This is a genomic window from Kurthia sp. Dielmo (genome assembly GCF_000307285.2).
In the GTDB taxonomy this organism is placed as follows: Bacteria; Bacillota; Bacilli; order Bacillales_A; family Planococcaceae; genus Kurthia; species Kurthia populi.
Map to the genome: position 1 here is coordinate 344,951 of NZ_HE578957.1, position 24,711 is coordinate 369,661.

At 40.0% G+C, this 24,711-nt stretch carries 25 protein-coding genes; 2 read left to right on the forward strand and 23 right to left on the reverse strand.

Annotated elements, in window-relative coordinates:
- From recN to aroQ, 15 genes are all read right to left on the reverse strand, one after another.
- Positions 1 to 1,692, reverse strand: a 1,692-nt coding sequence (recN, locus tag KTHG_RS06595; RefSeq protein WP_139992756.1) for a DNA repair protein RecN, incomplete at its 3' end; no start/stop codon positions are given.
- A 16-nt stretch (positions 1,693 to 1,708) separates the two neighbouring features.
- A complete protein-coding gene (gene ahrC, locus KTHG_RS06600; RefSeq protein WP_126990249.1) occupies positions 1,709 to 2,158 on the reverse strand; it encodes a transcriptional regulator AhrC/ArgR in 450 nt (149 codons plus the stop codon).
- Positions 2,159 to 2,261: 103 nt separating this feature from the next.
- Positions 2,262 to 3,083, reverse strand: a complete 822-nt coding sequence (locus KTHG_RS06605) for a TlyA family RNA methyltransferase (protein WP_126990250.1) — start codon at positions 3,081 to 3,083, stop codon at positions 2,262 to 2,264.
- The gene (gene dxs, locus KTHG_RS06610) at positions 3,083 to 4,987 is read right to left on the reverse strand and encodes a 1-deoxy-D-xylulose-5-phosphate synthase (RefSeq protein WP_126990251.1); all 1,905 of its coding nucleotides are present in this window, start codon (positions 4,985 to 4,987) and stop codon (positions 3,083 to 3,085) included. Before dxs ends, KTHG_RS06605 begins: the two co-directional genes overlap by 1 nt.
- Positions 4,988 to 5,187: 200 nt before the next feature.
- Positions 5,188 to 6,069 (reverse strand): polyprenyl synthetase family protein, encoded by an 882-nt coding sequence (locus KTHG_RS06615; RefSeq protein ID WP_126990252.1) that lies wholly within the window; start codon positions 6,067 to 6,069, stop codon positions 5,188 to 5,190.
- 1 nt (position 6,070) lies between these two features.
- Positions 6,071 to 6,301, reverse strand: coding sequence for an exodeoxyribonuclease VII small subunit (locus tag KTHG_RS06620; protein ID WP_126990253.1), 231 nt, complete (start codon positions 6,299 to 6,301; stop codon positions 6,071 to 6,073).
- A 1-nt stretch (position 6,302) separates the two neighbouring features.
- Entirely contained in the window at positions 6,303 to 7,649 is a 1,347-nt protein-coding gene (gene xseA / locus KTHG_RS06625; RefSeq protein WP_139992339.1) for an exodeoxyribonuclease VII large subunit, read from the reverse strand.
- Positions 7,650 to 7,793: 144 nt separating this feature from the next.
- On the reverse strand, positions 7,794 to 8,645 hold the full coding sequence (gene folD / locus KTHG_RS06630; RefSeq protein WP_126990255.1) for a bifunctional methylenetetrahydrofolate dehydrogenase/methenyltetrahydrofolate cyclohydrolase FolD: 852 nt from the start codon (positions 8,643 to 8,645) through the stop codon (positions 7,794 to 7,796).
- Positions 8,646 to 8,718: 73 nt separating this feature from the next.
- Positions 8,719 to 9,099, reverse strand: a complete 381-nt coding sequence (gene nusB / locus KTHG_RS06635) for a transcription antitermination factor NusB (RefSeq protein WP_126990316.1) — start codon at positions 9,097 to 9,099, stop codon at positions 8,719 to 8,721.
- 230 nt (positions 9,100 to 9,329) lie between these two features.
- Positions 9,330 to 9,734 carry an Asp23/Gls24 family envelope stress response protein gene (locus KTHG_RS06640; RefSeq protein WP_126990256.1) on the reverse strand — a complete coding sequence of 135 codons (405 nt, stop codon included), beginning with the start codon at positions 9,732 to 9,734 and terminating at the stop codon, positions 9,330 to 9,332.
- Between the two features lie 21 nt (positions 9,735 to 9,755).
- Complete coding sequence (accC, locus tag KTHG_RS06645) at positions 9,756 to 11,108, reverse strand: acetyl-CoA carboxylase biotin carboxylase subunit (RefSeq protein ID WP_126990257.1); 1,353 nt, start codon at positions 11,106 to 11,108, stop codon at positions 9,756 to 9,758.
- A gap of 14 nt (positions 11,109 to 11,122) precedes the next feature.
- Positions 11,123 to 11,635 (reverse strand): acetyl-CoA carboxylase biotin carboxyl carrier protein, encoded by a 513-nt coding sequence (accB, locus tag KTHG_RS06650; RefSeq protein ID WP_126990258.1) that lies wholly within the window; start codon positions 11,633 to 11,635, stop codon positions 11,123 to 11,125.
- A 345-nt stretch (positions 11,636 to 11,980) separates the two neighbouring features.
- Positions 11,981 to 12,538 carry an elongation factor P gene (efp, locus tag KTHG_RS06655; protein WP_126990259.1) on the reverse strand — a complete coding sequence of 186 codons (558 nt, stop codon included), beginning with the start codon at positions 12,536 to 12,538 and terminating at the stop codon, positions 11,981 to 11,983.
- A 23-nt stretch (positions 12,539 to 12,561) separates the two neighbouring features.
- Positions 12,562 to 13,620, reverse strand: coding sequence for a M24 family metallopeptidase (locus KTHG_RS06660; RefSeq protein ID WP_139992341.1), 1,059 nt, complete (start codon positions 13,618 to 13,620; stop codon positions 12,562 to 12,564).
- A gap of 15 nt (positions 13,621 to 13,635) precedes the next feature.
- Positions 13,636 to 14,067: a type II 3-dehydroquinate dehydratase gene (aroQ, locus tag KTHG_RS06665; RefSeq protein WP_139992343.1), complete on the reverse strand. Its 432-nt coding sequence runs from the start codon at positions 14,065 to 14,067 to the stop codon at positions 13,636 to 13,638.
- A gap of 150 nt (positions 14,068 to 14,217) precedes the next feature.
- On the opposite strand from aroQ, the gene KTHG_RS06670 reads away from it, so the two are divergent.
- Positions 14,218 to 15,168, forward strand: a complete 951-nt coding sequence (locus KTHG_RS06670) for a DUF1385 domain-containing protein (RefSeq protein WP_139992345.1) — start codon at positions 14,218 to 14,220, stop codon at positions 15,166 to 15,168.
- Positions 15,169 to 15,241: 73 nt separating this feature from the next.
- Here KTHG_RS06670 and KTHG_RS06675 read toward each other — a convergent pair whose 3' ends face one another.
- From KTHG_RS06675 to KTHG_RS06685, 3 genes are read right to left on the reverse strand one after another with little or no spacing between them, the layout of a single operon-like run.
- Positions 15,242 to 15,589 (reverse strand): hypothetical protein, encoded by a 348-nt coding sequence (locus tag KTHG_RS06675; protein ID WP_126990263.1) that lies wholly within the window; start codon positions 15,587 to 15,589, stop codon positions 15,242 to 15,244.
- A gap of 48 nt (positions 15,590 to 15,637) precedes the next feature.
- Positions 15,638 to 16,213: an HAD hydrolase-like protein gene (locus tag KTHG_RS06680; protein WP_139992347.1), complete on the reverse strand. Its 576-nt coding sequence runs from the start codon at positions 16,211 to 16,213 to the stop codon at positions 15,638 to 15,640.
- Positions 16,214 to 16,265: 52 nt separating this feature from the next.
- Positions 16,266 to 17,099 (reverse strand): lipoate--protein ligase family protein, encoded by an 834-nt coding sequence (locus KTHG_RS06685; protein WP_126990265.1) that lies wholly within the window; start codon positions 17,097 to 17,099, stop codon positions 16,266 to 16,268.
- Positions 17,100 to 17,202: 103 nt separating this feature from the next.
- On the opposite strand from KTHG_RS06685, the gene KTHG_RS06690 reads away from it, so the two are divergent.
- Positions 17,203 to 17,589 (forward strand): rhodanese-like domain-containing protein, encoded by a 387-nt coding sequence (locus KTHG_RS06690; protein ID WP_126990266.1) that lies wholly within the window; start codon positions 17,203 to 17,205, stop codon positions 17,587 to 17,589.
- 829 nt (positions 17,590 to 18,418) lie between these two features.
- Here the strand turns inward: KTHG_RS06690 and KTHG_RS06695 are convergent.
- From KTHG_RS06695 to gcvT, 5 genes are all read right to left on the reverse strand, one after another.
- Positions 18,419 to 19,873 (reverse strand): phytoene desaturase family protein, encoded by a 1,455-nt coding sequence (locus KTHG_RS06695; RefSeq protein WP_139992349.1) that lies wholly within the window; start codon positions 19,871 to 19,873, stop codon positions 18,419 to 18,421.
- 12 nt (positions 19,874 to 19,885) lie between these two features.
- Positions 19,886 to 20,641, reverse strand: a complete 756-nt coding sequence (locus KTHG_RS06700; protein ID WP_126990268.1) for a hypothetical protein — start codon at positions 20,639 to 20,641, stop codon at positions 19,886 to 19,888.
- 158 nt (positions 20,642 to 20,799) lie between these two features.
- Positions 20,800 to 22,263: an aminomethyl-transferring glycine dehydrogenase subunit GcvPB gene (gene gcvPB / locus KTHG_RS06705; RefSeq protein WP_126990269.1), complete on the reverse strand. Its 1,464-nt coding sequence runs from the start codon at positions 22,261 to 22,263 to the stop codon at positions 20,800 to 20,802.
- Positions 22,256 to 23,623: an aminomethyl-transferring glycine dehydrogenase subunit GcvPA gene (gcvPA, locus tag KTHG_RS06710; protein WP_139992351.1), complete on the reverse strand. Its 1,368-nt coding sequence runs from the start codon at positions 23,621 to 23,623 to the stop codon at positions 22,256 to 22,258. Before gcvPA ends, gcvPB begins: the two co-directional genes overlap by 8 nt.
- A gap of 27 nt (positions 23,624 to 23,650) precedes the next feature.
- The coding region (gene gcvT, locus KTHG_RS06715; RefSeq protein ID WP_139992758.1) for a glycine cleavage system aminomethyltransferase GcvT at positions 23,651 to 24,711 on the reverse strand (1,061 nt) is incomplete at its 5' end.

Sequence of the window (24,711 nt, forward strand, 5' to 3'; positions counted from 1 at the left end):
TTGAAATACTTTTTTACGCTCATTGGCGATTTCGACAAGCTCTTTGGCATGTAAAAATGTTTTTTCTGTAATTTCAGGACCTGACATCATACGACTTAGCTCATCAATACGTTCGTTGCCTTCGATTTCTCGTAGCGACGTATACGTACGCTGCTGATCTTCATCTTTTTGAATATGATAATGATGATCTGCCATCGCCGCAACTTGCGGTAAATGAGAAATACATAGTACTTGTGAATGAATCGAGACTGCGGCAATTTTGTCGGCGATTGCTTGCGCAACACGACCACTAACGCCTGTATCCACTTCATCAAAAATAATCGATGTAATCCCCATTGTCGATGAGAAAATCGTTTTGAGCGCTAGCATAACACGCGATAACTCACCACCCGATGCAATTTTCGTTAATGGTTTCGGTGGCTCCCCGACATTCGTCGAGATATAGAACACAACTTCGTCTGCACCATTACGATCAAATTGACCATCTGGTAGATGATCGAAATGTACGACAAACTGTGCTTTCTCCATATATAACTCACGTAGTTGGGTCATAATGGCTTCTGCAAGTGCAGTCGCCGCTTTTTGACGAATGCTCGTTAATTTATGCGCAAGCTTCAGCAATTTGTCATTTAGCTTCTGTAATTCCGCCTCTTGCTTTTGCATATTTTCATCATGATTTAATAAAGTATGCAGCTCCGCATCGATTTTATCGCGGTACGTTAAAATCTCTTGCAATGATGTGCCATATTTCCGTTTCATCGATTGAATGAGCTGTAGACGCTGTTCTACTTCATTTAAACGCTCTGGGTCAAACTCTAAATCATCGAGCAAGCTTTTCACACCAAACCCCGCTTCTTGTAGCATATAAAACGCATTGGCGACATTCTCAGCATGCTCTTTAAAGTTTTCATCCACCGAAACGATGTGCTCAAGCTCAGACATTGCACGACCGATAAAATCTAGTCCATTTCCTTCACCAAGGATTGATTCGTGGGCAGCATTTGCACCTTCAAAAATTTTATTGAAATTCATTAAGCGTAAGCGCTCTTCACTTAATTCTTCCTCTTCTGTTACTCGGAACTGACAAGCATCAATTTCTTCTAGTTGGAATTGATATAAATCAATGCGCTGTGCGATTTGCTGTTCGCTTACCGCAAACGCAGCGATTTCTCGCTTTAACGCTCGATACGCATCATACGCCGTCGTATAACGTTCTTTATCCGCTGTCAATTGGTCTCCCGCAAATTGGTCTAGCAAATGGATATGTTCCTTATCATTCATAAGCTCCTGTGATTCATGTTGGCCATGAATATCGATAAGATACGACCCAATTTCACGCATTTGTGTGAGCGTCATTAGCTTGCCGTTGACACGACATACACTTTTGCCACTCTGATTTAAATCTCTACGTAAAATAATTGTTCCTTCTTCTACTTCTACACCAAGCGCTTCACATGCTGCATAAACAGGATGCTCATCTGGCACGGTGTATAAACCTTCTAACTCTGCTTTTTTGGCTCCATGACGAATAAACTCCTGCGAACCTCTGCCACCAGCTAATAATTGAACGGCATCGATAATAATGGATTTACCAGCGCCTGTTTCACCCGTTAGCACAGTTAATCCATTTTGAAAATCGACTGTTAACGACTCAATAATAGCAAAATTGCGTATCGATAATTCTTTTAACAATTCCGACTCACCTCTATTACAGCATTTCGATTAAACGACTTTTTAATACGTCGCGGTCACTTTCCTCGCGGCATAAAATCAAAATCGTATCGTCGCCACAAATTGTACCTAAGATTTCATTCCAATCTAAATGATCCAATAATGAACCTATCGCATTGGCATTACCCGGCAATGTTTTCATCACTAAAAAATGACTCGCTCCATCGATTGATACAAATGAATCAGCTAGCGCACGATGTAATTTTTGTAGTGGATTAAAACGTTGATCTGCTGGCAAACTATATTTATAGCGTCCATCTTGCATTGGTACTTTAATTAAATGAAGCTCTTTAATATCACGAGAAATCGTTGCCTGTGTTACGTTAAAACCTGCTTGCTTTAATAAATCGACTAATTCGTCTTGTGTTTCAATGTCTTGATTCGCGATTAAATCACGAATGCGGATATGTCGTTGACTTTTATTCAATTTTCTTCACCTCTATGCATAAATATGCTTTCTAAAAATAACGGTATCACCAAAATCAGTAAATGACAAGAAAAAACACGGGCCTACTCAAAGGCGACCCGTGTTATTTTAATTGGCTATGTGCCTCTTGTACAATCGCTTTTAAGTCGATTTCTGGAACAGCTTCATCACCTGGTAAGGGATTGTGTAAGTGGAATAAAAATTCAATATTCCCTTCACCGCCCGTAATTGGTGAAAATGATGCTTGCTTCAATACGAAACCGAGACCTTCTGAAAAGGTAGCGATTTTTTCTAACACTTCTTGATGTACTTTTGCATCGCGAACGACACCTTTTTTACCGACTTTTTCTTTACCCGCTTCAAATTGTGGTTTCACAAGTGCAATAACATCGCCACCCGGTACGAGTAGTTGTTTAAGCACTGGTAAAATTAATTCTAGCGAAATAAAGGATACGTCGATTGTTGCAAATTCTGGTAACCCTTCTGCTAAATCAGGTGCTGTGACGTAGCGGAAATTGGTTTTTTCCATTACTGTTACGCGCTCATCTGAACGTAGCTTCCAGGCTAATTGGTTCGAGCCAACATCGAGGGCGTAGCAATGACGTGCACCATTTTGTAATGCACAATCTGTAAAGCCACCCGTTGATGAACCGATATCAAGCATTAGTTTCCCATCAACTGATACGTCAAAGTTTTTTAATGCTTTTTCTAATTTCAAGCCGCCGCGACTAACATATGGAATTTGTTGCCCTTTAATGCGTAGTTCCACATCACGTGAAAGTTTTTCACCTGGTTTGTCGACACGTACATCGTTCGCAAAAACAATGCCTGCCATAATCGTACGTTTTGCGCGTTCTCGTGTTTCACATAAACCGCTTTGTACAAGCAATACGTCCGCGCGCTCTTTTGATACTTTATCTGTCATTATGCTTTTAAACCCGCTTGCTGTTTAGTTTTTTCGACTAAAGTTGTTAGATCAGCTACAACTTGTTCCTTCGTCATATGAATGTCACGTAGCAATAAATCAACGCTACCATGCTCAATAAACTCATCTGGAATACCCATACGTTTTAGCTGCGCTGTATTGTAACCATGGTCATTAGCAAATTCTAATACCGCACTGCCAAAGCCGCCTTCAAGCATTGATTCCTCAATTGTTAAGATTGCTTTGCCTTCTTTAAATAGACGGTGAAGCATCTCTTCATCTAACGGTTTAATAAAGCGGGCATTAACAATTTCTGTGTCGATACCTTGTGCTTCAAGCTCTTCTGCTGCTTGTTCTGCCATTGGAATAGTTGTACCAAATGTTAGAATGGCTGCATCTGCGCCTTCACGCAATGTTTCCCACGTGCCGATCTCAATGGTTTCAAGCGTTGAATCCATTGGTACACCACGACCATTACCACGTGGGTAACGCATCGCAATCGGGCCATCATCATAGCTTAACGCCGTTTTGACCATATGTTGCCCTTCATTTTCATCTTTTGGCATCATGATCGTAATATTTGGCATTGAACGTAAGAATGGAATATCAAACACACCTTGGTGCGTTTCGCCATCTGCGCCAACCAAGCCTGCTCGGTCAATCCCAACAAAGACGTTTAAGTTTTGTCGGCACACATCATGGAGCATTTGGTCGTACGCACGTTGTAAAAATGTTGAATAAATCGATAAGAACGGTTTACAGCCATCTGCTGCCATACCTGCCGCCATCGTTGTCGCATGTTGCTCAGCAATCCCTACGTCAAAGAAACGCTCTGGGAATTCTTCAGCGAAGCCCATTAATTTTGAACCTACAGGCATTGCAGGTGTAATCGTTACAACTCGGTCGTCTTCGCGCGCTATACGTGTTACCGTATCCGCTACTAATTTTGACCAACCAGGAGCTGTTGTTTTCGATTTAGGGAATTCACCCGTTTCCATTTTATATGGACCCGTACCATGCCATGTACCGACTGTATCGGTTTCAGCAGGTGTATAGCCTTTCCCTTTTTTCGTAATAACATGAATCAATACAGGGCCTTCTGTTTGCTTCGCATTGTTTAATGTTTGCTCTAGCGTATCGAAGTCGTGGCCATCAATGGGACCTAAGTACGTAAAGCCCATTTCTTCAAAGAACATGCCTGACATTACTAAATATTTCAAGCTATCTTTCACGCGTTCTGCAGCTCCTGCTAATTTCCCACCAACTGCCGGGATTTTTTTCAGGAAGCCTTCCACGTCGTCTTTTGCTTTATTATACGGTGGTGCTGTACGGAGACGTCCTAAGATATTATGCATTGCCCCAACATTTGGTGCAATCGACATTTCATTATCATTTAAAATGACAATCATATTCGTTTTTTCATGACCGATATGGTTCAGTGCTTCCATCGCCATACCGCCTGTTAATGCGCCATCGCCAATGATTGGAATGACATAATTCTTTTTACCTTGTACATCACGTGCAGCAGCCATACCCATCGCTGCTGATAGAGATGTTGAGCTATGACCTGTTTCCCAGACATCATGCTCTGATTCGATGCGTTTTGGGAATCCACATAAACCTTTGTACTGACGTAGCGTATCAAACTGCGATGCGCGACCTGTTAAAATTTTATGCACATATGCTTGGTGTCCTACATCAAATAATAGCTTATCTTCTGGGCTATTAAATGTGCGATGTAGGGCAAGCGTTAATTCGACAACTCCTAAATTCGGGCCAATATGACCACCTGTAATCGAACATTTTTCGATTAAGAATTTGCGGATATCCGCACTTAAGCTTTCTAGTTGCTTATTGTTGAGTTGTTTCAAAAAGGATGGACTAGATATTGTTGTTAAATCCATCGCCATCACACACCTTTATCATTGATTTTCTGTCAGCTTTTTTTAAAATAGAGCGTATCCAATACCCTCCTTTACCCGTCACACATCGTGACTATGCAAAATTAGGCCGAATCCGTTCAAATGATATATATAACTTAACAGTCAGTTGCTATCTATTATACCAATCATTGATGTTTCAATAAACTTAAAAGAATTTAAAATTACTTATTTCGCTTCACAATATATGTGGCTAGCTCTTCGAGAAGTGTGCTATCACTCGGTAATTTCCCAAGTGCTGTAAGAGCTCCCTTATAATGAATATCTAACTTTTCTTTTGCACCGTCTAATGTTAGAAGTGCAGGGTACGTACTTTTATCGCTCGCAACATCTTTTCCAGCTGTTTTACCAAGCTCTTCTGTCGTACCTTCGATATCTAAAATATCATCTTTGATTTGGAAGGCTAAGCCAATATGATATGCATAATCGCGTAAAATGGCACGTTCCTCATCTGAAGCACCCGCTAATACGGCACCTGATTCAATGCTAAAGCGTAAAATAGCGCCCGTTTTATTTACATGCACATTGACAAGTTCATCTAATGTTAATTGACGTGTTTCACCGTCGATATCAAGCACTTGGCCACCAACCATACCTTCTGCACCTGCTGCGACACTTAATAATTCAATTAATGTCACTTTTTGCTCCGCTGTAAGGTCCGTCATACGCGCAATGATACCAAATGGTAATGTATTTAGCGCATCGCCTGCAAGGGTTGCATACGCTTCGCCATATACTTTATGATTCGTTAATTTACCACGACGATAATCATCATTGTCCATGCTTGGTAGATCATCATGAATTAATGAATACGTATGAATCATTTCGACCGCTGAACCAACCACATACCCATTTGCATGATTTTTACCAAAATGATCGAGTACAGCGAGTACGAATAGTGGACGTACACGTTTTCCTCCTGCTTTTAATGAATAACTCATTGCTTCTTTTAAAATCGCAGGTGCTTGGATTTTTTCTACTAAATCAAGCATCACTTCTTCAATTTTCGGCATTTCTAGCGCCATAAATTCTTTTAAATTCGTCATGTTATTTCTCTCCATCCGTTGCAAAAGGTTGTTGTGAACCATCTTCATTAACAACTGCCACAAGTTGTTGCTCAGCTTGTTGTAATTGTTCGTGACAATTTTTTGATAATATCATGCCTTGTTGATATAGTGCAATCGCATCCTCTAATGAGGCATCACCTTGCTCTAACTTGCGCACGATTTCTTCTAATTCTGTCATTGATTGCTCAAATGTTTTCTTTTTCGAAGCCACGTTAATCCTCCTTTTGTGCGGTGTTTATTACCGTTGTCTTAATCTGGCCATCTGCTACATCAATCGTTAGCTGGTCTCCCGGCGCGACACGCTGTGTAGACATAACAACCTCATGTTGTTCATTATATACGATACTATAGCCACGCTCCATAATAGAAAGTGGATTTAATGCACTCATCGTCCGTAAAACATGCTCAAATTGACGCTGTTTCCGGTTCACTTGTTGCATCGTTGCCTGCTGTAGACGATGCTCTAAATTCGTTAAGCGTTGTCCTTCATACTGGAGCTGTTGCGTCGGTATATAGCGCGCTAACTTTGCTGTTAAGCGCTCAAGACGCTGTTGTTCACGCGTCATTTGGCGTTCGTAGTTAAGGCTTAGTTGGTCCTCTAAACGTGCTAAACGCTCGTCAAATGGTCGGTAAAGACGCTCTGGATACATCATTGGATATGACTCTGTTACCTTTTTAAGACGCATCGTTGCTGTTTCGAGTTGCACGCGTGTACGTTGTACGATACGTGCCTCAAGGGTTCTGACATGCTGTGCTAAATCCATGATGTCTGGCACCGCCATCTTCGCTGCACCCGTTGGCGTCGGCGCACGTAAATCTGCCGCAAAATCGGCAATCGTCGTATCGGTTTCATGGCCTACCCCACTAATGATTGGAATACGGCTTTCAAAAATCGCTCGCGCGACGATTTCTTCATTAAAAGCCCATAAATCCTCAATCGAGCCACCCCCACGCCCGACAATGAGCGTATCAATTTCTGCCATCGCATTAGCTTGGCGAATCGACTGCACAATACTTGCCGCTGCGCGCTTCCCTTGTACGAGTGTCGGGAAAATATAGACATTTGCTAATGGATAATGGCGCTTTAACGTCGTGCAAATATCTTGAATGGCTGCACCAGTTGTCGCTGTAATAACTCCTATCGCTTGTGGGTATTTTTTAATTGGCTGCTTAAAGCGCTCGTCAAATAGCCCCTCTTTATGCAGCTGTTCTTTTAATTGTTCAAATGCTAAATAAAGGCTACCTACACCATCTGGCTCCATTTTCGTCGCATAAAACTGATAGTTGCCACCGCGCTCATACACATTAATGTCGCCTTCTATCAGCACATTCATGCCATTTTCAACGTGAAATTTTAGCTGACCTGCATGGCGTGCATACATGATGCCTTTAATTTGTGCTTTGTCATCTTTTAATGTGAAATATAAATGCCCTGACGAATGTAGCTTCACATTCGACAATTCCCCTTTGACATAGACCTTTCTCAAGTACGGATCCGCTTCAAATTTGCGTTTTATGTACTTTGTGAGTGCTTCGACAGTTAAATATGCCTCGGTCATGCTCTCACGCTCCTTTTATCATAAAAAAAGAGGATGTCCTAAGCGACACTCTCCTATGCGCTCTACATGCATTGGAAAGATTGGCACCATCGGGACATCCCCTCTGTGTTAGTATTCATTTTAACGTAATGAAAGAATTTTGTCTTATGAAAGCTTTTGCTTCGCAGATTGTACCGTATTGACTAATAACATTGTAATCGTCATTGGGCCAACGCCACCAGGAACCGGTGTAATCGCTGAAACCGTATCGAATACGTCATCAAAATCAACATCACCACAAAGTTTACCGTTCTCATCTAAATCCATACCGACGTCGATGACAACAGCGCCTTCTTTCACATGCTCTTTTTTAATCATTTTAGCGCGGCCTGTCGCCACAACTAAGATATCTGCTTGTTTTGTAATAGCAGCCAAATCGGGTGTTTTTGAATGAGCGTATGTAACCGTTGCATCACTTTGCAATAATAATTGGCCCATCGGAACACCAACAATATGGCTTCGTCCCACAACAACGGCATGTTTCCCACGAATGGTCACATTACTATGTTGTAATAATTTCATAACCCCGTGAGGCGTACATGGTAAAAATGTTTCTTGTCCAAGAATCATCTTACCAACGCTGATTGGGTGAAAACCGTCGACATCTTTCTCCGGTGAAATCGCCGCAATAACAGCATCCTCGTTGATGTGTTTTGGAAGTGGTAACTGTACTAAAATACCATCAATGGCGTCTTTTTGATTCAATTCTTCAATATGTTTTAATAAGTCTTCTTCTGTTGTATCAGCTGGTAATTTAATTAGTTCTGAGTAAATCCCTAACTGCTCGCAAGATTTTTGTTTATTTGAAACATATTTTTGTGAAGCTTGATCATCGCCCACTAAAATAACTGCTAAACCTGGAGTAATACCTTTGTCTTTTAATGCATTGACTTCTAGCTTGATTGACTCACGAATCGTGTTGCCAATTTCTTTACCGTTAATTAGCTTACTTGACATGTTGTTAAAACACTCCCAAATTCATTTTGTATATAGAACGCAACTTTTGCTGCGGAACTACCACTATGACTTGTTAAGCTTGATATTTCGAAAGAACGCCGTTGACGAATTTACTTGTTTTATCATCACCAAATGTTTTAGATAATTCAATTGCTTCGTTCATGACTACGCTTTGTGGTGTTTCTGGTGTGTATAATAACTCATAAACAGCTAAACGTAGAATCGTACGGTCAATTTTGCCAAGACGGCCAAGTGACCATTTTTCTAGTTTTTCTGTTAGTGAAGCATCAATTGCTTCTTGGTTTTCTACAGTACCGCGTACCACACTTTCAAAGAAAGCATCTGTTTCTTGTTCTTCTAACACATAGGCCATTGCTTCTTCAATTGTTAATTCAGTACCTTCTAGTTGGAATAAAGATTGTACTGCTTTTTCACGCGCTTCACGTCGCTTCATCATATCGTTTCGTTCTCCTTTATACTACTACAATCCGCTCAAAATTCCGTTGGTTTTGCGTAACTTAGCAGACCATTGCGAAATTCACGGAATTGTACAGTGTTTCATTAGTTTACATATAGCATATAGTTTATCACAAATTGTCGAATCTGTGCAGTTCGATTGCGATTTTCATAAAATCACACAAAAAAGGTGAATGCGAGTGCATTCACCTTTTTGCCGGGCACAAGTTATTCAGCTTTTTGTTGATCTTGCTCGAATTGAATACCAGTAATATGAACATTAACTTCTTTCGTTGTTAATGCTGTCATGTTTTCAATTGCTTCACGGATTTGTTTTTGAACCTTCGCAGCAACTTTGGCTACTTGAGAACCATATTGTACGACGCAATAAACATCGACAACAAGCCCCTCAGCCGTCCATTCTGTTTTGATTCCTTTACCGTGGACTTTTTTACCGAATTTTTCAGCTACGCCTGACGCAAAGCTTCCTCGTGTTCCGAAGATGCCTTCCACTTCTGTAGTTGCAATTCCTGCAATGACTTCAATGACTTCTGGTGCAACTTCAATGCTACCTAATTCTTCTTTACCTTCTGGTGTTGTTTGAGGTAATGATTTCACAACTTGTTCAGCCATTTGTTATGCCCCTTCCTATTCTTATGAATTAAGAACGTCGTTTTCTTCAAGGAATTTCGTATTGAATTTACCTGATTTGAATACTTCGTTCTCCATTAATTTCTCATGGAAAGGAATTGTTGTTTTGATACCAGGACCCTCTACAACAAACTCGCCTAATGCACGGTGCATTTTAGCGATTGCTTTTTCACGCGTATCCGCATGTACGATTAGTTTTGCAACCATTGAATCGTAATATGGAGGGATTGTGTAACCAGCATACATCGCTGAGTCGATACGTACACCGATACCACCTGGTGTCATGTATGTGTCAACTTTACCAGCTGAAGGCATGAAGTTTTTGTATGGGTTTTCAGCGTTAATACGGCATTCAATCGCCCAACCATTCACTTTCACATCTTCTTGTTTATACACTAATTCTTCACCAGATGCAATTCTTAGTTGCCATTCAACTAAGTCGATACCAGTGATTAATTCAGTTACTGGGTGTTCTACTTGGATACGAGTATTCATTTCCATGAAGTAGAATTTGTCTTCATTATAGTCATAAATGAATTCACATGTACCAGCACCGCGGTAGCCACATGCTAACGCTGCTTTAACTGCTGCGTCACCCATTTCAGCACGACGCTCTTCAGATAATGCTGGAGATGGTGCTTCTTCTACAAGTTTTTGCATACGACGTTGTACTGTACAATCACGTTCACCTAAGTGAATTGTGTTGCCGTAGTTATCTGCTAATACTTGGATTTCACAGTGACGGAAGTATTCAATGAATTTTTCTAGGTATACCCCTGGATTACCGAAAGCGGCTGCTGCCTCTTTTTGTGTAATCTCAATACCTTTTACTAAATCCTCTTCAGTACGCGCTACACGGATACCTTTACCGCCGCCGCCTGCTGTTGCTTTAATAATCACTGGGTAACCAATTTTCGCTGCCCATTCTTTCCCTGTTTCGATATCAGGAACGATACCAGTACCAGGAACAAGTGGTACATTAGCTTCTGCCATTGTATCACGCGCAACGTCTTTAATACCCATTACTTTGATAGAATCAGATTTTGGACCGATGAATGTAATTCCTGCTTCTTCACATGCAATAGCGAAGTCTACGTTTTCTGCAAGGAAACCATAACCAGGGTGGATACCATCAGCACCCACTTTTTCTGCTACAGTGATTAGGCGATCAATACGTAAATAACTATCAGATGATAATTTAGAACCGATGCAATATGCTTCATCAGCTAATTGTACGTGTAATGCGTCTTTATCAGCTTCAGAATAAACTGCAACTGATTCGATACCTAATTCTTTACAAGCTCGGACAATACGTACCGCGATTTCGCCACGGTTGGCAATTAATACTTTTTTCATCGACGTTCTCCCCCTTACGCTTCTTTAACTAGGAATAGAGGTTGACCGTATTCAACTAACTCGCCATCTTTGACAAGAATTTCTACGATTTCGCCTGTTACTTCAGCTTCGATTTCGTTGAATAATTTCATTGCTTCAACGATACATACGACTGTTTCTTCGCCTACTTTGTCGCCTACTTTAACGAATACGTCGGCATCTGGAGATGGAGATTGGTAGAAAGTACCAACCATTGGCGATACGATTTTATGTAAGTTCGCATCTGCTGCAACTTCCGCTTTTGGCGCTGGCGCTGCCTCTGCTTTTGGTGCCGCTGGAGCTGCTTCTGTTTTTGGAGCTGGTGCCGCTGCTGGTGCTGCAACTGGAGCTACTGCTTGTGCAACTGCTTTAGGTGCTTCTGCAACCACTACTTGGCCAGCATTCTTTTTAAGTTTTAATTTAGTACCCTCTTCGTTTAATGAAAACTCATCGATTGATGATGAATCGATTAATTTGATGATTTCACGAATCTCTTGAATTTTTAACATAACATTACTCCCCTAACGTCTGTGTATTATAATACAAAATCTATTGTACCTTCTTTTTCGGAAAATTGTAACACTTTCACTTAATTTAGATAAAACCATTAATAAATCAGAAAATTAACGCATTAAATAACTTTAAACATAACATGACATTTTTTTACAATTAAATTCCTGCATATTCATCATTAATGTAAGCGATATCACGAATGTGTAACCATTGCACTAATAAGCTGTTGCAGTACAGTTTTTTTTAATTACCTACCTATTATACTTAATTTATATTATCAGGTGCTAATTTTAATTTAAAAGAAAACCTCTCATCTAAAAATGAGAGGTTCAGCTTATTAATTACGCACGAGATACGTAAGAACCATCAGCAGTGTTGATCACTAATTTATCGCCTTCGTTAACGAAGAATGGTACGTTAACAATTAAACCTGTTTCAAGTGTTGCTGGTTTAGAACCACCAGTAGCTGTATCACCTTTAATACCAGGTTCAGTTTCAGAAACTGTTAATTCTACAGTGTTTGGAAGATCGATACCTAGAATTTCACCTTCAAAGCTCATGATGTGAACTTCCATGTTTTCAAGCAAGAATTTTAATTCATATGCTAATTGTTCTTCTGTGATTTCGATTTGTTCGTACGATTCCATATCCATAAAGGCATGTTGGTCACCTGATGCATATAGATATTGCATTTTACGGTTGTCAATTTGTGCTTTTTCTACTTTTTCACCAGCACGGAATGTTTTTTCAGTTACGTTACCGTTACGTAGGTTACGTAATTTAGAACGTACGAATGCGGCACCTTTACCTGGTTTTACGTGTTGGAAATCGATAACGCGGAATAAATCGCTATCAATTTTAATTGTTAAGCCTGTTTTAAAGTCATTTACTGAGATCATTACTAATCTTCCTCCAATATATCTTATAAGATAATTAAATCTTTTTTCGCATGAGTTAGCACTTCATGTCCTGTTTCAGTGATTAAAATGTCATCCTCAATGCGGACGCCACCAACCTCAGGAATGTAAATGCCTGGTTCGCAAGTGACACACATGCCTGCTTCAAGCGTATAACTTGAGCGATGTGATAACGCTGGCGCTTCGTGCACTTCACGACCAATCCCATGACCTGTTGAGTGACCAAATGCTTCCCCATAGCCATGTTTCGTAATATAATCGCGTGCAACCGCATCCGCTTCGATACCAGTCATTCCTGGTTTCAATGCTTCTACTCCGCGAATTTGCGCTTGCAACACAATCTCATAAATCTCTTTCAATTGTGTAGAAGGCTCGCCAACTGCGATTGTACGTGTTGTATCTGAAATATAACCATTATATAGGGCACCAAAGTCTAAAGTGACAATGTCACCTGTTGCTATTATTTTATCAGTTGCTGTGCCATGTGGCAATGCTGAGCGCCAACCAGAAGCGACAATTGTATCAAAAGAAGAACTTTTAGCGCCTAATTTGCGCATATGGTGCTCCATTTCATTTGATACTTGCAGCTCGGTCATCCCTGGCTCAATATAGCTAATAATATGTTCGAACGTTTTATCCACGATGCGACAAGCGGCCTTTATAATAGTAATCTCTTCAGGCGTCTTAATCAAGCGTAATTTTTCAATTAAGCCACTAACCCCAACAATTTGCGCGTCAATGTACTTGTCGAAAAGTTGGAATGTCGCATATGTCACATATTCTTTTTCAAAACCAACATGATGAATACCTTGCTCTTTTACTTCACGAACGACTTCCTCTAGTAGCGTCGATTGACGTTCTACAAGACGGAATCCAGTCGTTTCATGTTTTACTTGCTCTGTGTAACGTGAATCTGTAAAGAAAATCGCTTCTTTTTCTGTTACTAAAATATAACTATCATCGCCGGTGAACCCCGATAAGTACGATACATTAATCGGGTTTGTAATTAGCATCGCATCGATTTGATGCGCATCAAATTGTGCGCGTAGTTGTTGTAATTTCATGTGTAAAATCTCCCTTTAATTTGATTGTAAAAACATGCGTAAGGCTGCTTGATAGCCAAATGTGCCAAGTCCCGTAATCTGACCGACGCAGACAGGCGCTAAATAGGAGTGATGACGGAATGCCTCGCGTTTATGTACATTTGAAATATGCACCTCAACAACCGGTACTTCGACACCTGCGATACAATCTCTCAGCGCCACACTCGTATGTGTATAAGCACCCGGATTAAAAATAATACCTGCGATGTCGCCATCCTCTGCCTCATAAATCCAATCGATTAATTGGCCTTCATGATTCGACTGCTTTACGTCAATCTCTGCATCAAACGCTGCAGCAAGCGTTTGTAAATCTTTTGTAACATCCGCTAGTGTTTCATGGCCGTAAATGTCAGGTTCACGATTCCCTAGACGATGCAGATTTGGTCCGTTCAAACATAAGTATTTCACGTGCGACACTTCCTTTTTTTCAGTTTATTCTTACATTTTAGCATATTATTTCGAATCTTGAATCATTTTCCGATGCTTTCCCTAGAGAAATAGAGACTTTTTTAGTACAATGGAAGAAGTTTTAACCCTACATAAGAGAGCGGTGTTTTTATGAGTAAATCCAAACCACTAATTTACGGTGGTCAAGCGCTTATTGAAGGCGTCATGATGGGTGGCGGTAAGCATACCGTATCGGCCATCCGTCGTAATGATGGCTCGGTCGAATACTACTATGCTGAGCGTAAGCAACATCCAACCTTACAGAAGCTTAAAAAAATCCCCTTCGTGCGTGGTATCGTAGCGATTATCGAATCTGCTGCAAACGGCTCAAAGCATCTACAGTTTGCCAGTGATCGATATGACGTGACGCCCGGTGAGGAAGAGGCGTTAATTAAGCAAGAAAAAGAACAAACAAGCAAAATTCAAATGTGGCTTGGTGTTGCAGCAATCGGTGTCCTATCTTTCCTATTTGGTAAATTTGTTTTCACACTCGTGCCAGTATTTATCGCTCAGGCTTTTCATAGCATACTCCCTGGTCACACTGCACAAGTATTACTTGAAAGCTTCTTTAAACTAATTTTATTACTAAGCTATATTTACTTAGTATCGCTCACGCCGCTTATTAAACGAACTTTCCAGTATCATGGCTCTGAGCATAAGGTCATTAATTGTTTTGAAAACAATTTGCCCTTAACCGTTGAAAACGTTCAAAAGCAATCTCGTCTGCATTATCGCTGCGGTTCAAGCTTTATTTTATTTACAGTATTTGTCGGCATGATAATTTACTTCTTCGTACCAACCGACCCGTTTTGGTTACGTATCGTCAATCGTATTTTATTAATCCCGGTTGTGCTCGGTGTATCATTTGAAGTGTTACAAGCAACCAATGCTTGCCGTAACATTCCTGTGCTACGTATGCTCGGCTATCCTGGCCTATGGCTACAACTCCTTACAACGAAGGAACCGTCTGATGACCAAGTCGAAATCGCCATTGCGTCATTTGAAAAATTACGCGAAGTCGAAAAAAATCCTGCACTTATCAACACAATCCAGCATGATTAATTCAAAATGCACTTGTTTTTCAATAAAAAGAAGGAATCGCCGACGCGATTCCTTCTTTTTATGTCGTTTTCAATTAGTTTGTGCCACGCATTTTACGAATTCCTAACGTTAAAAGATACCCGATAGCAAACGCAATAACATAATAAATAATATACGTATAGGTTTGTAATTGCAGCATGAAAATCATGATAAAAAAGGCTAATACCGAAATGATTAATGGATGCAACCACGGATAACCTCTTAGTGCACAAACAAAACCTTGATATAAAAAGACAACTGGATATAACAGATACAAACCAAATAAGATAAACTGTCCATTATCCTCTACCGTATCACCAAAGCCGCCAAGCAGTGCAATTGCAGACACAGCGAGCATCGTGAAGGCAGGTAAAAAGAAACAAGCTAATTTATTACCATTCATAGAACACTTCTCCTCCAACAAAAATCATACCACGAATAGGACATGAATTTATAATGTTTCCCACACTTTTTGAAAATCTTTATAGTGTGCTAATGAGGCATCTGAAGCCGCACAAGTTCCTCGAAACATGATCGTTTTCATGCCAACCTCTTTCGCTGGAATCAAATCAAGTGCTCGGTCTCCAATCGCCGCATCAAGCGTATATTTAGCATGTAAATATTCATAGGCCTCAGCATGTGGTTTACGCGGGAAACCTTGCTCTGGTGTCGTAATCTCCGCAAAATACTGCAATAAATTATGCTCCCTTAAAACCGCTTCAATAACCACCTTCTCTTTATGCGACATGATAACATTCACTTCTGCTTCTTTTAATACCTGTTCAACACCTTCAAATGGTTGAAAACGTTTCGGATCTAACGCTACATTTGTGCGACGATATAATGCTTCCTGCTCAGCACTTAAGCCTAAATACTGAAAGCCATGCGTAAATGAAACTTGTAGCTCCTTTAAAATCTCGTCACGCTCAAATGTTTCCTTTAAATGAGGAAAGACCTCTAGCATTGTTTCTACATAGACGGGATACGTATCAAATAATGTCCCGTCAAAATCCCATAGTAATTTCATGCGCTCAGCTCCTATAAAAAAAGCGACCACTCTTGGCCGCTTCCTATTATTTTTATTTTTTAAAGTTCCATTCATCGGCCTCATACTTCGTACGCGCTAAGTTCTCGACAAATGCCTGTTGCTCTGCGGTTAATGTATAGGGCTTTAATTCAATATCCAAAGCAGATTCAAAGCCTTCTTTAAAGGCAGGTATACATTCCTCTACCGTCACTGTACGTGCCGATAAATCATTAATTGATACGGCCTTATGCGGCAATTGCTCACGCATTTTTTGCTTCGCTTCTTCATCCTTAAAATTAAAGACCGAAATTAATTTTTCCTGATCCAAATCAATAAGAATCGCACCATGTTGTAAAATAACGCCCTCTTGACGTGTTTGTGCACTACCAGCAACTTTACGTCCCTCTACAACAAGTTCATACCAAGACGGCGCATCAAAGCAAACAGCGGATTTAGGCTTTTGAAGTGCCTGTTTTTCCTCTGCTGTTTCAGGCACTGAAAAATAAGCATCAAAACCTAAATTTTGAAAGCCTTTTAATAAGCCGCCACTTAGTACACGATACGCTTCTGTTACGGTCTTTGGCATATCCGGATACGTTTCTGATACGATAATACTATACGTTAGTTCTTGATCATGAAGTACAGCACGACCACCCGTCGGACGACGTACAAAGCCTAGGCCTAATTTATGTAATTGTTCGAAATTAATATCGCGATGGGCACGTTGAAAATAACCGATTGATACAGTTGCCGGATTCCATTCATAAAATCGAATAATTGGCGGTAACTCCCCTTGACCATGCCAATGTAGTAACGCTTCATCAAGCGCCATATTGTAACTTGCACTACATGCTCCTGAATTGATAAAATACCACGGTGTTGTCATTTCCATTCCTCCCAAATTTATCAACTGCGTTCATTTTATCAAACTCAGTGGACGAACACCAACCATTCTTTTATAATGTACTATGTAGAAAGGGGTCATTACATTGCCTTGGTATTGGATTTTATTAATCGTTATTGTCGTTGTTGTTGCATCTGCACTAATTACGTCAATGCGCTCAAAAAGAGCAGTAACTATGCTTTCTGAAGAAGACTTCAAAGCAAATTACCGCAAAGCACAACTAATTGACGTTCGTGAAAAAGGCGAGTTCGATTCTAGCCACATTTTAGGAGCTCGTAACTTACCTACGACACAATTACGTAATCGTTACAAAGAATTACGTCAAGATCTTCCTGTATACTTATACTGTGAAAACGGTGGTCGTAGCTCACGTACAGCACTATTCTTAAAGAAAAAAGGCTACACACAATTATATGCACTAGAAGGCGGTTTCAAAAACTGGTCTGGTCGCGTTAAATCAACAAAAAAATAATATGAAAGAGGCTGGGACAAAACACGTCATTTTCCTCTTTTAGCGTTCGCAACGAAAAACCGGAACCGCGCTATAGCGCGGCTCCGGTTTTTCTTATGCTCATATGAACGATTGTTTTTATACGTATGTCCTAGCCGCTTTCTTTTGTTTGGCATCTATCATGATACTTTCACCAAAAACACCATCAAAAATAACGAAAAGCTCAAGAAGCGTCTTTCAGATACGACATAATTAAAAATATGTGCCAATTAAAGACCATTGAATAACACATTTCAAGCATTTTAATAAAGATACTGCATAATCTGTCAACAAAAACAGTTATTTCACGACACAACGCAAAATAATGCTATTCTTTAATCCCAAAAAAAGTCAATTTCAGCTTAAAATAACTTCTCTGACGGTACATTTTATTAAAAAAGAGCCTTTTTTACTGTATCAAAAAAGACTTCTTCTTCTTAAAAAACAATTTTTATTCAAAAAAACGACAATTAGCTACACGCTAGCATTTTTCGAGATGCCATTGTGTGGAAATGCCCGCTTTTCATAACAAAACGGACAAAAAACACCCGTCAGAGCCTCCATAAAGGCTCTATTTTTATACTACGTCAGACTATTTTTTTGTATTTATCGCCACAGCATTATTAATCATCTGCTGTTTTGTTAGAGTAAAGCAAATCATTGCTACACAACTATGTCTATTAACTTATCGATGACACTTATTAAAAAATATGTCGTATCTAAAACACGCTGTTTAGTGCAAATACAATTTGGTGACAAATGATTTGTTATGAATCATCATAGCAACAAGCGATTATTGCCTCAACCTACTTTAGCCATAGCCATCTTTTTTCACAGACAGCTCTTCAATCATACGCTTTGCTACTCGCTCACCATTTTTAACCGCGGATGCTAACCCTGCTGTCGGATGCGTTTGTAGTCCTGTAAAATATAACCTTTTTAGTTGGCAATCTTTTAAAACAGGATTCAATAAATACTGCGCTGTTTTTTTTACTTGTCCACTTTGCCTATACTGATCAAACATCGTCATGAGCTCTCCTGGTGACCACACTTGTTTCGTTACTACATCATCCTCTAGCTTCAGACCAACTTCTTCTAATTTTTTATAAATGCGCTGTTTCATCGTTTCTACGAGCTGCTCATTTGCAGTGTATGGCATATTAGCGAAAATTAATAAGGCATCACCGCGCATAAAACGCTCCTGCTCACTAAAGGCTGGATTATATAAATAAACAGTCGGATCATCCGGTATTTCTCCTCGTTTTAACAACTCAAATTCACGTACACGATCCTTCGAATACACAATATGATGCTGATAAATTTGCTTATGCGTCCGGAGCGCGACGAGCATAACACAAGCAGCGATTCCAGTGGGTTTCATTGGATCTGGTAATAATGCCTCAGCATCTGATATTAATTGAGGCTGTGCTTTAAAATCCTCGACACTCATCAACACCGCATCCGCTTCCAAGCTCAGTTCATCATTTAAGCACACACCCTCGACCTCATCAGCCTGCACATGAATTTTCGTCACTTCTTTACTAGTATAATAACGCACACCTTCTTCTTTTGCTATTTGCTGTAGCGCACGTACAAGACGCAAATTGCCACCTGCGACATAGTACACACCATTAATTAACTCGTCATATGCATGGATAATAAATAGCGCAGGCGCATCATCTGGTGCAATCCCATTGTAAGAAGCATAGCGTGTAAAAGAGGAAATGACCTCTTCGTTTGTAAAATAACGTCTCACAAAATGATCTAATGTCTCAAAAGGCTTTAACGTTAAATAGGCGCTTCTTGCTGGGGGCATTAATAATTGTCTCCATGCAATAAGTGGCGGCAGTGCCATGATTTCCTCAAATGCTTGTTTCATTTTCATAATTTCCGCCAAAAACATATCGTAATTTCTAGCGCCTTCAGCATCTAATTTTTGCAATTGCTTGCGCATAAATGCACGATCACTTGATAAGAAAAAACTACTTGTTTGAGGGAAAATGTTTTGTGTATGATGACGGACTCGACGAATCTCTAGATAGTCTTTTATATTGCGTCCGGTTGATGTGATAAATGCCTCAATCACTTCTGGTGCTGTCACCATCGTTGGCCCAATTTCAAAATCATAGCCTTGTAGCTGAACCGCACGTAATTTACCGCCCATATGCTCTCTTTTTTCATAAATAGATACTTCTATTCCTTCACGTGCTAGCCGGATTGCTGCTGCAAGATTTCCTACACTCCCACCAATAACCGCCACTTTCATAACGCATCCCTCCTAATTACTTTCCGCATCCTCCTTCACTAACAACAATGTTGTCGTCGCAATGATTAAAATGGTCGCAATAATGCTCGTAAACCATAGTCCTGCTAAAGCGCAAATACTAATAATCAATGCCATCAAGCTATAAAATAACAATAATATTTTACGTGTACATTTCTTTGAATAAATAATCCCCATGCCGCGTTCAATTTGTAGTAACAGCAAATCAATGCCAAACGCTAACCCTAGCCAAACGAATGTTACAGGCCAAACATTCTCATATAATAAACCTGTCGTATTATTCATTAAAAATTGCTGTGAATCGTAGACGAGTGGAACGACTAATATATAAAATACAACCGCTACAAAGCTTGCAATAAGTGGTTGAATTGTACGAGAATTTGTAAACCCTAATGCATAGCTCACCGCAAATAGGAATAACCAAATGGATAATTTAGAAGTCACAGCCAGCATGCTCACTATCAGTGAATCACTGTGAAATGTTTGGATGAAAAAGGCTTCATGCAAAATCATTTGTGTCAGCTTTTCGGCAAGTAATACTAAACTAATAATTAGTACGATGACCGTTATCCCTATTTTTAGGCGAAACATTTCAATGAAATAACAGCAAGCGATAATCCCCATGAATGTTAATAGCACAAAGGGAATTAGTAAATCGTGTCCTACTGTCGTTACATCAAAAAGAAGAAGCAAGAAATCTACCACATAACCTGCAAGGATGAGATAGTACACAATAGCTATTATTTTCAATTTCTCACCTTCTCCCTTTCAATTCTTTACCCTTTTTCCACTAAAATTCCCTGCCAGTTTGTACATTTTTGTGAATCGTTACCTTTTCCTTATATTTATCTTCATCTTGCAATAAAAAAATGAGGTAGTCCAAATGACTACCTCACTTCATTAATAAATTATGCTTTTTCGTAGCGTAATACCGGCTTACGTGCAGCTAACGTTTCATCTAAACGTTTAATGACTGTCGTGTGCGGTGCTTCTTGTACGATTTCAGGATTTTCTTCTGCTTCTTTCGCAATTTGAATCATCGCGTCACAGAAAGCATCTAATGTTTCTTTTGCTTCTGTTTCCGTTGGTTCAATCATTAAACCTTCTTCAACATTAAGTGGGAAGTACGTAGTTGGCGGATGGTAGCCAAAATCTAACAGACGTTTTGCAATATCCAATGTACGGACACCTAATTTTTTCTGACGGCTACCAGATAATACGAATTCATGCTTGCAATGGCGGTCATATGGCAACTCATAAAATGGTTGCAGACGACGCATCATGTAGTTTGCATTAATAACCGCATTTTCTGTGACAGCTTTTAGACCATCTGGACCCATTGTGCGAATATATGTGTACGCACGTACATTGATACCAAAATTCCCATAGTAAGGTTTTACGCGACCAATTGTTTGTGGACGGTCGTAGTCGAAGTGGAATGTACCCTCTTCTGTTTTCACTAATACTGGTTTTGGTAAGAATGGAATTAAGTCTGCTTTTACGCCAACCGGACCTGAACCAGGACCGCCACCGCCGTGAGGGCCTGTAAATGTTTTGTGTAAGTTTAAGTGAACACAGTCAAAGCCCATATCCCCAGGACGTGCTTTTGACATAACAGCGTTCAAGTTTGCGCCGTCATAATACACTTTACCCCCGACACTATGCACGATATCTGCGATTTCTAAAATATCTTCTTCAAATAAGCCAAGTGTATTAGGGTTTGTTAACATTAATGCTGCTGTATCGTCACCCACTTTTGAGCGAAGATCTTCTAAATCGACAAGACCATTTTCCGCTGTCGCAATCGTCACCGTATCAAAGCCTGCTACTGCTGCAGATGCTGGATTTGTACCATGCGCTGAGTCAGGAACTAATACTTTCGTGCGTTGTGTATCACCATTTGCTTCATGGAATGCACGAATCATCATAAGTGCTGTCCACTCACCATGCGCACCTGCTGCTGGCTGTAATGTTACTTCATCCATACCCGTGATTTCGATTAAATGTTCTTGTAGGTCATACATTAATTCTAATGCGCCTTGAACTGTTTCTTCATCTTGTAATGGGTGAATATTTGCAAACCCAGGCATACGCGCTGCTGTTTCATTCATCTTCGGATTGTATTTCATCGTACAAGAACCGAGTGGATAGAAGCCTGAGTCAACACCATGATTACGACGAGATAGTGCGGTGTAGTGACGCATAATATCAAGTTCTGCTAATTCTGGTAATTCTGCTGCTTCTTCACGAATGAATTGTGCAGGTAAAATGCTTGCTAAGTCTACTTCTGGAACATCTAAAACAGGTACGCTATGGCCTACGCGACCTTCGCGAGATAATTCAAATACAAGTGGTTGATTGTCTTTATGCATGGTGGGCCTCCATTTCTGCTACTTGAGCAGCTGTTGCTTGTACAAACGCATCGATTTCTTCTTTTGTGCGTTGTTCTGTCACACAAACTAATGTGTGATTTTGAAGTTTTTCATCAACGCGACCAAGGTCGAAGCCACCGATAAAGCCTTGTGCTAATAATAATTTATTTAATGCTGTGACATTTGCTTTCACATCAACAACGATTTCGTTAAAGTGTGCACCATCAAATGCGACAGTAAAGCCTGCTGCTTCAAATTGTTGTTTCGCATAATACGTTTTCACAATATTTTGTGATGCCATTTCACGAATTCCTTGCTTGCCAAGTGCTGTCATCGCAACAGAAGCTGCTAATGCATTGAGCGCTTGGTTTGAACAAATATTAGATGTCGCTTTTTCACGACGAATATGTTGTTCACGTGCTTGTAATGTTAACACGTAACCGCGACGACCTTCTTCATCTAATGTTTCCCCAACAAGACGGCCTGGCACTTTACGCATTAATTTTTTCGTTGTTGCAAAGTAACCACAGTGCGGTCCGCCAAAGCTTTCTGGAATACCGAATGGCTGTGCGTCACCTACTGTAATATCTGCACCCATTTTACCTGGAGGAGTGATCGATGCAAGTGCTAATGGATTGGAAGAGACGATTGATAAACCTTTCACCGCATGCACAAGCTCTGAAACTTTTGTCACATCTTCTAATTGACCGTAGAAGTTTGGATATTGCACCATAACAGCTGCTGTATTGTCATCGATTTGCGCTTCAAGTTCAGCTAAATCGGTTACACCATTTGTTGCTTTTACTTCCACAACTTCGATTGATTGACCGTATGCATATGTTTTCACAACATCTTTTGCGATTGGATGAACAGCTTCTGATACTAAAATTTTCGACTTACGTGTAGAGCCCGCTGCAAGCATACCTGCTTCTGCTAATGCTGTACCGCCATCGTACATTGATGAGTTTGCTAAATCCATACCTGTTAATTCCGCAATCATCGTTTGGAATTCAAAGATAGCTTGTAATTCCCCTTGAGAAATTTCTGGTTGGTATGGTGTGTAAGCTGTATAAAATTCTGAGCGTGAAATAACGTGGTCTACGACAACTGGTTTGTAGTGATCATAAACGCCTGCTCCTAAAAATGATGCGTATTCGTCGGTGTTGGCATTTTTCTTTGCTAAGCCTGCAAGTTCTTTAAGCAATGCTGATTCTGTTTTCGCTGGTTTAATATTGTATTCCCCTTGGAAACGTACACGTTCAGGGATGTCTGCAAATAATTCATCAACGGAAGAAACGCCGATCGTCTCTAACATTTCTTTTTGGTCTTGCTCAGTCATTGGTAAGTACCGATGCTTCATTGGAAAAAACCTCTCTTTTAGTAAAATTTATTTTTGACGCTTATAAAATGGTGTTGCGACCGTTTTCACTTTCAAACGACGGTTACGAATCTCTACTTCTAGCTCCTTATCAAGCTCCGCATATTCCGCTTTAATAAGCGCTAAGCCGACATTACGTTTTGTGCTTGGTAATTGTGTTCCAGTTGTTACTTCACCGATTTCTTCATCGCCTAAAAATACTTTATAGCCATGTCGAGGTACACCTTTATCAATCATTTCAATACCGATTAATTTACGTGGTACACCTTGCTCTTTTTGTGCTAGCAACGCTTGTTTACCATTAAAATCGTCTTCTTTGTTTAATTTCACAACGAAATTGATGCCCGCTTCTAATGGTGAAATGTCTTTTGCTAACTCTTGTCCATAAAGTGGTAAGCACGCTTCAAAGCGCAATGTATCACGAGAGCCTAAGCCGCATGGTACAACCGCATCTGTCGCTAAAATTTTGTCCCATAATGCTACAACTGTTTCTGGTGAACCATAAATTTCAAAGCCATCTTCCCCAGTGTAGCCTGTACGTGAAATTAAGGTATTATGGCCTGCAATATCAACATTTTGTGCTAAACGGAATGGTTTAACATCTGTTAATGTAAAGTCTGTTAATGTTTGTAATGCCGCAATCGCTTTTGGTCCTTGAATCGCCAATTGTCCAAAATTTTCTGAATCATTCGTGATTGTAATGTCACCAAATGCTTGTTCTTTCATCCAAGCAACATCTTTTTCAATATTCGCTGCGTTTACGACTAATAAGTATTTTTCTTCACCTAATCGGTAAATAAGTAAGTCATCAACTACCCCACCGTCTGTATAACACATTGTTGTATATTGTGTTTGATCGATAGCAACTTTTGATACATCATTTGTTACGAGCTTTTGTAAATAAGCTAAGCTGCCAGGACCTTCAACGAATACTTCTCCCATATGTGAAACATCGAAAAGACCAGCTGCTTCACGAACTGCTGCATGCTCCTCTTTAATTGAACTAAATTGAACTGGTAATTCCCAACCACCAAAATCGATTGTTTTGCCGCCGAACTTAGCGTACGAAT

Bases quoted from the DNA above. Each gene is read 5' to 3' on its own strand.
- KTHG_RS06605 (WP_126990250.1), bottom strand. From the start codon at position 3,083: ATGACAGATAAAGTATCAAAAGAGCGCGCGGACGTATTGCTTGTACAA.
- accB (WP_126990258.1), bottom strand. From the start codon at position 11,635: ATGTTAAAAATTCAAGAGATTCGTGAAATCATCAAATTAATCGATTCA.
- dxs (WP_126990251.1), bottom strand. From the start codon at position 4,987: ATGGATTTAACAACAATATCTAGTCCATCCTTTTTGAAACAACTCAAC.
- KTHG_RS06695 (WP_139992349.1), bottom strand. From the start codon at position 19,873: ATGAAAGTGGCGGTTATTGGTGGGAGTGTAGGAAATCTTGCAGCAGCA.
- efp (WP_126990259.1), bottom strand. From the start codon at position 12,538: ATGATCTCAGTAAATGACTTTAAAACAGGCTTAACAATTAAAATTGAT.
- nusB (WP_126990316.1), bottom strand. From the start codon at position 9,099: ATGAAGCGACGTGAAGCGCGTGAAAAAGCAGTACAATCTTTATTCCAA.
- accC (WP_126990257.1), bottom strand. From the start codon at position 11,108: ATGAAAAAAGTATTAATTGCCAACCGTGGCGAAATCGCGGTACGTATT.
- folD (WP_126990255.1), bottom strand. From the start codon at position 8,645: ATGTCAAGTAAGCTAATTAACGGTAAAGAAATTGGCAACACGATTCGT.
- KTHG_RS06680 (WP_139992347.1), bottom strand. From the start codon at position 16,213: ATGAAATTACTATGGGATTTTGACGGGACATTATTTGATACGTATCCC.
- KTHG_RS06615 (WP_126990252.1), bottom strand. From the start codon at position 6,069: ATGACGAATTTAAAAGAATTTATGGCGCTAGAAATGCCGAAAATTGAA.
- KTHG_RS06660 (WP_139992341.1), bottom strand. From the start codon at position 13,620: ATGAAATTACAACAACTACGCGCACAATTTGATGCGCATCAAATCGAT.
- KTHG_RS06670 (WP_139992345.1), top strand. From the start codon at position 14,218: ATGAGTAAATCCAAACCACTAATTTACGGTGGTCAAGCGCTTATTGAA.
- gcvPA (WP_139992351.1), bottom strand. From the start codon at position 23,623: ATGAAGCATCGGTACTTACCAATGACTGAGCAAGACCAAAAAGAAATG.
- xseA (WP_139992339.1), bottom strand. From the start codon at position 7,649: ATGACCGAGGCATATTTAACTGTCGAAGCACTCACAAAGTACATAAAA.
- KTHG_RS06640 (WP_126990256.1), bottom strand. From the start codon at position 9,734: ATGGCTGAACAAGTTGTGAAATCATTACCTCAAACAACACCAGAAGGT.
- KTHG_RS06685 (WP_126990265.1), bottom strand. From the start codon at position 17,099: ATGACAACACCGTGGTATTTTATCAATTCAGGAGCATGTAGTGCAAGT.
- KTHG_RS06675 (WP_126990263.1), bottom strand. From the start codon at position 15,589: ATGAATGGTAATAAATTAGCTTGTTTCTTTTTACCTGCCTTCACGATG.
- gcvPB (WP_126990269.1), bottom strand. From the start codon at position 22,263: ATGCATAAAGACAATCAACCACTTGTATTTGAATTATCTCGCGAAGGT.